This is a genomic window from Streptococcus danieliae (assembly GCF_025447695.1).
Taxonomy (GTDB): domain Bacteria; phylum Bacillota; class Bacilli; order Lactobacillales; family Streptococcaceae; genus Streptococcus; species Streptococcus danieliae.
Window position 1 is genome coordinate 1 of sequence record NZ_JAOBSU010000082.1, and the last position, 7,675, is coordinate 7,675.

7 protein-coding genes and 4 tRNA genes are annotated in these 7,675 nt (G+C 46.7%); 10 read left to right on the top strand and 1 reads right to left on the bottom strand.

What is annotated here, in order from left to right; genetic code table 11:
• The first annotated feature begins 2 nt into the window (after positions 1–2).
• The 9 genes from N4310_RS06475 (at position 3) to plsX (ending at position 4,833) form a co-directional block, all read left to right on the top strand.
• Positions 3–75 (top strand) — tRNA-Phe (locus tag N4310_RS06475).
• 16 nt (positions 76–91) lie between these two features.
• Positions 92–162: transfer RNA gene (locus N4310_RS06480), tRNA-Gly, on the top strand.
• 40 nt (positions 163–202) lie between these two features.
• Positions 203–276 (top strand) — tRNA-Ile (locus N4310_RS06485).
• A 2-nt stretch (positions 277–278) separates the two neighbouring features.
• A tRNA-Ser gene (locus N4310_RS06490) sits at positions 279–366 on the top strand.
• Between the two features lie 78 nt (positions 367–444).
• Positions 445–1,245, top strand: a complete 801-nt coding sequence (gene mreC / locus N4310_RS06495; RefSeq protein WP_262092532.1) for a rod shape-determining protein MreC — start codon at positions 445–447, stop codon at positions 1,243–1,245.
• On the top strand, positions 1,245–1,751 hold the full coding sequence (gene mreD / locus N4310_RS06500; protein ID WP_262092533.1) for a rod shape-determining protein MreD: 507 nt from the start codon (positions 1,245–1,247) through the stop codon (positions 1,749–1,751). Before mreC ends, mreD begins: the two co-directional genes overlap by 1 nt.
• Positions 1,752–1,816: 65 nt before the next feature.
• Positions 1,817–2,785: a ribose-phosphate diphosphokinase gene (locus N4310_RS06505; protein ID WP_262092534.1), complete on the top strand. Its 969-nt coding sequence runs from the start codon at positions 1,817–1,819 to the stop codon at positions 2,783–2,785.
• A gap of 279 nt (positions 2,786–3,064) precedes the next feature.
• Entirely contained in the window at positions 3,065–3,829 is a 765-nt protein-coding gene (gene recO / locus N4310_RS06510) for a DNA repair protein RecO (protein ID WP_262092535.1), read from the top strand.
• A complete protein-coding gene (gene plsX, locus N4310_RS06515; protein ID WP_262092536.1) occupies positions 3,826–4,833 on the top strand; it encodes a phosphate acyltransferase PlsX in 1,008 nt (335 codons plus the stop codon). The genes recO and plsX overlap by 4 nt, the downstream gene beginning before the upstream one ends.
• Before the next feature lie 48 nt (positions 4,834–4,881).
• On the opposite strand, the gene N4310_RS06520 is transcribed toward plsX, so the two are convergent.
• Complete coding sequence (locus N4310_RS06520) at positions 4,882–6,144, bottom strand: CHAP domain-containing protein (RefSeq protein WP_262092537.1); 1,263 nt, start codon at positions 6,142–6,144, stop codon at positions 4,882–4,884.
• Between the two features lie 97 nt (positions 6,145–6,241).
• On the opposite strand from N4310_RS06520, the gene purB reads away from it, so the two are divergent.
• Positions 6,242–7,534, top strand: coding sequence for an adenylosuccinate lyase (purB, locus tag N4310_RS06525; protein ID WP_262092538.1), 1,293 nt, complete (start codon positions 6,242–6,244; stop codon positions 7,532–7,534).
• Positions 7,535–7,675: the final 141 nt, after the last annotated feature.

Sequence of the window (7,675 nt, forward strand, 5' to 3'; positions counted from 1 at the left end):
TTGGCTCGGTAGCTCAGTTGGTAGAGCAATGGATTGAAGCTCCATGTGTCGGCGGTTCGATTCCGTCTCGCGCCATTTCTTTTTAGCATAAGCGGGTGTAGTTTAGTGGTAAAACTACAGCCTTCCAAGCTGTTGTCGCGAGTTCGATTCTCGTCACCCGCTTTGAACGAAAGTTCAATGATAATTTCCAAGTCATAGACTTGGGCGCGTAGCTCAGGTGGTTAGAGCGCACGCCTGATAAGCGTGAGGTCGGTGGTTCGAGTCCACTCGTGCCCATAGGAGAATTACTCAAGAGGCTGAAGAGGACGGTTTGCTAAATCGTTAGGTCGGGTAACCGGCGCGGGGGTTCGAATCCCCCATTCTCCGTTGTGAAGTAAGGTTGGGATAGGATCCTAACCTTCTTATTTTATCCTTTTTAGTGGTGAATCTATGAAAAAATTTCGCATGTCAAAGACAGTTCTCCTTACAGGTTTAGCTTCGATTCTAGTCTTGGGATTACTGTTTTTTTCTTACCCTTCTGTAGTTGTCCAGCAGACCAATCGAGCTGTTTCGTTTTTGAGCCGGATCCTGCACCAGCCCTTTGGACTGTTGCGGCAGGCTGAGATTGATTTTTCTAATTTGTTTTATGCTTATGAAGAAAACAAAGACTTGAAGCAGCGACTTTATGCCATGGATGAGGAAGTCAACCAAGTCGAGTCTCTAAAAAAAGAGAATGAAGAATTGCGGCAACAGTTAGGTTTACAGTCACAGTTTAAGGACCGCAAAGTGATCCAGGCAGCGGTAATCGATCGCCTACCGGCTACTTGGGCCAATCGTTTGCTGATTGATAAGGGGTCTAAAGAGGGGCTGGTTGAGGACATGTACGTCGTGGCGCATGGAGGACTGGTGGGGCAAGTTTTGGAGGTGTCTGAGGATACCAGTGTTGTAGCCCTGTTAACCTCTAAGCAGGAATCGCTGCCGATCCCCGTGAAAATTAATACGGGTTCAAAAGATATTTTTGGAATTATTAAGTCCTATGATCCTGTACAGGAATTGGTCACAGTCAGTCAGTTAAATGCTGGTGATGAGATTCCTAAAGGAGCACGAGTGATGACTTCTGGTCTGGGTAATATGCCAGTCAAGGACATTCCCTTGGGTCAAGTTGAGTCGAGTAAACAAAATAGTCATAATCTGGAGCGGGAAGTCTATGTAAAACTATCGGCAACTAGTCTGGATTTTTCAACAGTCAGTGTGGTGGGTCAATAATGAAAGCAGTTTGGAATCTTCTTCAAATCCTTGGTTTCTTTCTCTTTCTCTGGTTTGTAGATCAACAATTGTCCCTTTTTGTGTCCTATCTAATTCCCAATCATTGGTATCCTGTTGTTCATGGTAGCTTGCTATTTCTGCTATTTGCTTCGGTCTTTTTCTCAACCTTTGCTTTATTAGGGGCAAGTTTGATTGCCGGTTTGCTTTTGGATAGCTATGTTTTCCATTCCCTAGGAGTTCTCTTAGTTCTGCTTCCCCTCTGTGTTTTGTTTGTAACCAGTTTTAACCGTTTATTTTTACGGAATATCTGGACGATCTTATTGGCAACTGTTTTGTTGATTAGTCTGTTTGAAGGCCTGTACTTTGGGGCTGCAAACTTGATGGGAATGGTCAGCCTGGATTGGACGGATTTTGTGGCCCTAAGTTTGGCGCCGAGTTTAGCGGTCAACCTCCTTTTAAGTTTATTGGTAACTCCCCTCTTTCGTTTTTTCCTAGCCAAATCTTGATTTCGATTGAAAAAAGAGTTGAAAAGGTTTAAAATATAAGAAGGGAAAAAAATGCGGAGGGAATCATGTCTTTTTCTGATTTAAAATTATTTGCTCTGTCGTCAAATCAGGACCTGGCTAAGCGTGTGGCAGCTGCGATTGGTATGGAATTGGGAAAATCCAGTGTGCGTCAGTTTTCAGATGGGGAGATCCAAGTAAATATTGAGGAATCAATTCGTGGGAAACATGTTTATATTCTTCAATCAACGAGCTCACCTGTAAATGACAATCTCATGGAAATTCTGATTTTGGTAGATGCTTTGAAACGGGCGAGTGCAGAATCTGTGAACGTAGTTATGCCTTATTATGGCTATGCCCGTCAGGACCGGAAAGCACGAGCTAGGGAGCCGATTACATCCAAGCTTGTGGCAGATATGCTGCAGGTGGCAGGGGTTAACCGTCTCTTGACTATTGATTTGCATGCCGCTCAAATCCAGGGATTCTTTGACATTCCCGTGGACCACTTGATGGGGGCGCCACTAATTGCAGATTACTTCGAACGTCGGGGAATGGTTGGAGATGACTATGTTGTTGTCAGTCCAGACCACGGAGGAGTGACTCGGGCTCGGAAATTGGCTGAGTTTTTACGAACTCCGATTGCCATTATTGACAAACGGCGTTCTGTTGATAAGATGAATACCAGTGAAGTCATGAACATTATCGGGAAGGTTGAAGGGAAGACTTGTATCCTCATTGATGATATGATTGATACGGCTGGTACGATTGCTCATGCTGCAGATGCCTTACAAGAAGCGGGAGCAGTTGAAGTTTATGCGAGCTGTACTCACCCAGTATTATCAGGCCCAGCGATGGATAATATTCAAAATTCAGCCATTAAGAAGTTGGTTGTTTTGGATACGATTGATCTCCCAGAAGATCGCTTGATTGATAAGATTGTTCAGATTTCAACGGCAAATCTGTTGGCAGAGGCTATTATTCGGATTCATGAGAAACGTCCGTTGTCTGGTTTGTTTGCCTTGAACAAAAACAAATAGTTATCAATCATTGGCTTAAAATGTTTTTGTGAATGAATACAATAAGGCTAGGACATCTGTCCCAGCCTTTTATAGTTTTTTCGAGTTTGCTTCGCAAACAAGATTTGGTACTCTCTAACAGCATACAATGCTGTTAGACCCAATCAGCTACTGCGTCAAAGGCATTTTGTTAATCAAAGTCAATGGGGTTAGACTTTTGTCTCCCCCCTCAAAGTGGGACAGCAGGATGAGCTAAGGTAGTTATAAACTAAAAGAGTATACGATTAAGGTGGATGTCTGATGGAGATAGTTCAGTCCAGGGGCTTGGTTCTTTACAATCGTCCCTATCGGGAAAAGGATCGTCTGGTTAAAATTTTTATAGAGAAGGCTGGGAAGCGGATGTTTTTTGTCCGCAATGTAGAGAAGTCCCAGCGTTTGGCTCAGATCCAGCCCTTGGTTGTTGGAGATTATATTTTTAAGTTGCGGCAGGAGGGCTTGGGTTATATTGATGAAGTCAGTGTCGAGACAGCCTATCCGAAGATTCAGGGAGATATTTATTCCTTGGCTTATGCCTCCTATGTATTGGCTTTGGCAGATGCTAGTATTCAGGATGGGCAAGCAGATCCAGCCCTTTTTCAATTTGTTACCAAGACTTTGGACTTGATGGAAGCAGGTTTGGATTATGAGGTCTTGACCTTGATTTTTGAAATGCAGATTTTAGATCGGTTTGGGACTCGTCTGGTGCTGTCGGAATGTTGTTTTTGCCATCGGTCAGGGCTTCCTTTTGATTATAGTTTTGTCTATGATGGGGTACTGTGCCCGGACCATTATGAGCAGGATGTCCATCGGGCGCATTTCAAGCCTAACTGCCTCTTTCTTTTGGAGCGGTTTCAGGCTGTTTCTCTGGAGGAATTAGAGAGCATCCGTTTGTCTAAAGAAACCAAGGCTGACTTGCGTCAGACTCTTGATACTTTTTACCAAGAATATGTCGGCATTCAATTGAAGGCCAAGAAATTTCTAGATTCCCTAGATGAGTGGGGGAGTTTGTTGAAGGAGAGAAAATGAAACGTATTGCCATTGATGCTATGGGGGGCGATGCTGCGCCTCAGGCCATTATTGAAGGTGTTTTGAGAGCTCGTGATGAGCTGTCCGATGTGGTGTTTCAGGTGTATGGGGATCAAGAGCAGATCTTACCGCTGATTGAGAATGCTGATCGGATCGAGATTGTTCATACTAAGGAAAAAATTGAAGGGGATGATGAGCCAACGCGGGCTATTCGGCGCAAAAAGGATGCCAGCATGGTCTTGGCGGCTAAGGCAGTTAAGGATGGCCAGGCGGATGCCCTTTTATCTGCTGGTAATACCGGTGCCCTTCTCGCGGCTGCTTTCTTTATTATCGGCCGGATCAAAGGAATTGACCGGCCAGGTTTGCTGACGACGCTTCCCAGTCAAACTGGGCAAGGGTTTGTGATGATGGATTTGGGGGCCAATGCGGAGAGTAGTCCCAAACACCTGGAACAGTATGCCCTAATGGGCTCTTTCTATGCTAGCCAGGTTCGGGGGATTCAGAATCCGCGAGTTGGTTTGCTGAATAATGGCTCAGAAGCTGGTAAGGGAGACTCCTTGCGGAAGGAGGCTTACGAGCTGCTGGCAGCTCGAGAAGATTTGAACTTTATTGGTAATGTAGAAGCTCGGGATTTGATGAGCCAGGTAGCGGATGTTGTTGTGACAGATGGTTTTACGGGCAATGCAGTCCTCAAGACGATGGAGGGAACAGCCTTGGGTATTCTTAGCCAGTTAAAATCGACTATTTTAGCTGGAGGGCTACGGGCCAAGCTGGGAGCCTGGTTGTTGAAACCGAGTCTTCAAGCAATGCGTCAAAGTCTGGACTATACTGAAGCTGGAGGAGCCATGCTTTTTGGTGTGAAGGCTCCCGTTGTTAAGGCCCATGGTTCCAGTGATGCCAAGTCGATTTACTACACAATCAAACAGGTTGCCTCCATTCTGGAGAGTCAGATTGTTGACCAAGCCAAGGACGTTTTCCAAGCTGATCAGGTTGAGAAAGAATAGGACGTTATAAAAAGGTTTTTGGGATGGAATCCCAAAAACCTTTTTATATTATCTCCCCGGCGGGTAAATATAGGTCAACTGACCCCAGCCGCGGCTGGGGTCAAACCAGCCACGATAGTTGCGGATACTTCCCTGACCGTTATAGTTGGCTTCTTTGACCTGGATGGCTTGGGTGGAATTAACGTGGGTGACCAGGGCTACGTGGCCGTAGCTGCCATCGTCCCAGCAGGCGATGGCACCGACGCGGGGTTCTGAGCCAGTGGCAAAACCGAGGGATTGGGCAGACTGGGCCCATTGGCCACCGTTACCCCACCAGTCACCAACCCAGGGGACTAAGCGTTTGACGCCCCAGGTGCATTGGCCGACGGGATAGGTGGGTGCGGGGTAGATAGCGGGAAAGGGATCCGCTGTATTTGTTGAGGTCTCCGGTGGTTGATTGAAGCTAGGGACTGGTTGAAAGGTCTTACGGTAGAGAATTTGTTCGTGACCCTGTTGGAAGGCCTGGAGTTGGATGTCAGCTGTCTCAGTAGTGGGCAGGTCCAAGCTCAGCTGGTAGAGGGCTGGACTGATTTGTTGCAGGGGATAGGCTTGATGATTCAGGAGAAGCTGGGCTTGTTCCAGAGTCTGAGCTCTGGAGATTACTACATGCAGAGTCCGATCTTCCTGCTGGACTTGGACTTGTGGTTTTAGTTTGTCGAGTGGGATTTGGTAGTCAGCCAATGGATAGACTTGGCTTTGTCCTTGATCAAAGCTGATTTCAATCTGGGCTTGGATGGGACTCCCAGCTAGTTCTTGGTTGAGATCAATCGTGGTTTGGAAACTTCCAGATGTATTTTCTAGGCTTAGAGGGTAGGTCTTGGGCTCTTGGTGGTCTTGTCTAATCTGCAAGCGAGCTTGCTTAATGGCTGGACTGGCTGGTGCAGGTTTGAGCTGAAAGAGCAGGAGTCCTTGATCCAGTTGAGCAGGGGAAAACTGGGTCCGGGGTTTGAAATCTTGGTTTGGGTTTGCAGGGAGGGCTAAGCTTCCACTTTGGAGGATCTGTCCCTGGCTAGTTCTGAGTTGGTAGGTGTAGGGACCAGCCTGTGAGGGGAAGTCTTTGAGGTTTAAGTTTAGCCTTGGAGTCTGCTTGGTTTCTGGTAGGGGATAGTAGTGCCAGCTCTTTGGATCTTGACTAGCTTGGATGTGCAGGGTCAGAGGTCCTTCTTGTTTGACCATAGGGAAAAGAAGCTCGACCTGCTGGGCAGTTACAGGGGTGATCTGGATGGATTGGCTGGGCTGGATCGCTGCTTGAATAGGGGTTGCTGGATACATGGGCACCTCCTTGGTTCTTTTTCTATTCATTCGGAATGACTGGAGAAAAAGTTGTAAATAAGGTAAACTGGTAAGAGAACACTTGTAGGAGGAACCTATGTTAGAACGGTATACGCGACCTGAAATGGGAGCCATTTGGTCTGAGGAAAATAAGTATCAGGCCTGGTTAGAGGTGGAAATTTTAGCGGCTGAGGCCTGGGCTGAGTTGGGGGAGATTCCCAAGGAAGATGTGGCCCTGTTGCGCGAGAAGGCTAGCTTTGATGTGGCGCGAATTTTGGAGATTGAGCAGGAAACTCGCCATGATGTGGTGGCCTTTACTCGGGCCGTATCAGAGTCTCTGGGTGAGGAAAGCAAGTGGGTCCACTTTGGCTTGACTTCAACAGATGTGGTGGATACAGCTTACGGTTATCTTTATAAGCAGGCTAACGATATTATTCGCCGTGATCTCGAAAACTTTACCCAGATTATTGCCGATAAGGCGCGGGAGCATAAATACACCATTATGATGGGGCGGACCCATGGTGTTCATGCGGAGCCAACGACTTTTGGCTTGAAACTGGCAACTTGGTACAGTGAGATGAAGCGGAACATGGAGCGTTTTGAGGCAGTCGCTAAGGGCGTTGAAGCTGGTAAAATTTCTGGTGCGGTTGGGAACTTTGCGAACATTCCACCCTTTGTGGAGGAGTATGTCTGCGAGCGTTTAGGCATTCGACCGCAGGAAATTTCCACTCAGGTTCTGCCACGGGATCTGCATGCGGATTACTTTAATTGTCTAGCCCTGATTGCGACTTCGATTGAACGTATGGCAACCGAGATTCGTGGCCTCCAGAAGTCGGAGCAACGTGAGGTGGAGGAGTTCTTTGCCAAGGGGCAAAAAGGTAGTTCAGCCATGCCTCATAAACGCAACCCGATTGGCTCTGAGAACATGACCGGATTGGCCCGTGTCTTGCGGGGACATATGGTGACAGCCATGGAGGATGTTGTGCTTTGGCATGAGCGGGATATTTCCCATTCTTCTGCTGAGCGGATCATCGCTCCGGATTCAACCATTCTTGTGGATTACATGCTCAATCGTTTTGGGAACATCGTTAAGAACTTGACGGTCTTCCCTGATAATATGCGCCGGAACATGGACGCAACCTTTGGTTTGATTTATAGCCAGCGTGTTTTATTATCTTTAATTGAAAAGGGAATGACGCGGGAAGTCGCCTATGACTTGGTTCAGCCCAAAACGGCTGAGGCCTGGGACCAACAGGTTGATTTTAAACAGTTGCTACTAGAAGATTCTACCATCACTTCTTACCTCACTCCAGCGGAAATTGATGAAGTCTTTAACCCAGACTATTACACCAGCGGAGTTGAAGCTATTTTTAATCGTTTGGGACTCTAACAAAAAAGGCCTTGCTTCTCCTGGGTGAGAAGTAGGCCTTTTTGAATGTTTATTGTTTATCATTTATAGTCATTTGAAACAAGAACAAGACAACAAAGCATCCAGAAAATTGTCATAACTGGGCAATACTTTTCTGAGGTG

Bases quoted from the DNA above. Each gene is read 5' to 3' on its own strand.
- plsX (WP_262092536.1), top strand. From the start codon at position 3,826: ATGAAACGTATTGCCATTGATGCTATGGGGGGCGATGCTGCGCCTCAG.
- mreC (WP_262092532.1), top strand. From the start codon at position 445: ATGTCAAAGACAGTTCTCCTTACAGGTTTAGCTTCGATTCTAGTCTTG.
- recO (WP_262092535.1), top strand. From the start codon at position 3,065: ATGGAGATAGTTCAGTCCAGGGGCTTGGTTCTTTACAATCGTCCCTAT.
- purB (WP_262092538.1), top strand. From the start codon at position 6,242: ATGTTAGAACGGTATACGCGACCTGAAATGGGAGCCATTTGGTCTGAG.
- mreD (WP_262092533.1), top strand. From the start codon at position 1,245: ATGAAAGCAGTTTGGAATCTTCTTCAAATCCTTGGTTTCTTTCTCTTT.
- N4310_RS06505 (WP_262092534.1), top strand. From the start codon at position 1,817: ATGTCTTTTTCTGATTTAAAATTATTTGCTCTGTCGTCAAATCAGGAC.
- N4310_RS06520 (WP_262092537.1), bottom strand. From the start codon at position 6,144: ATGTATCCAGCAACCCCTATTCAAGCAGCGATCCAGCCCAGCCAATCC.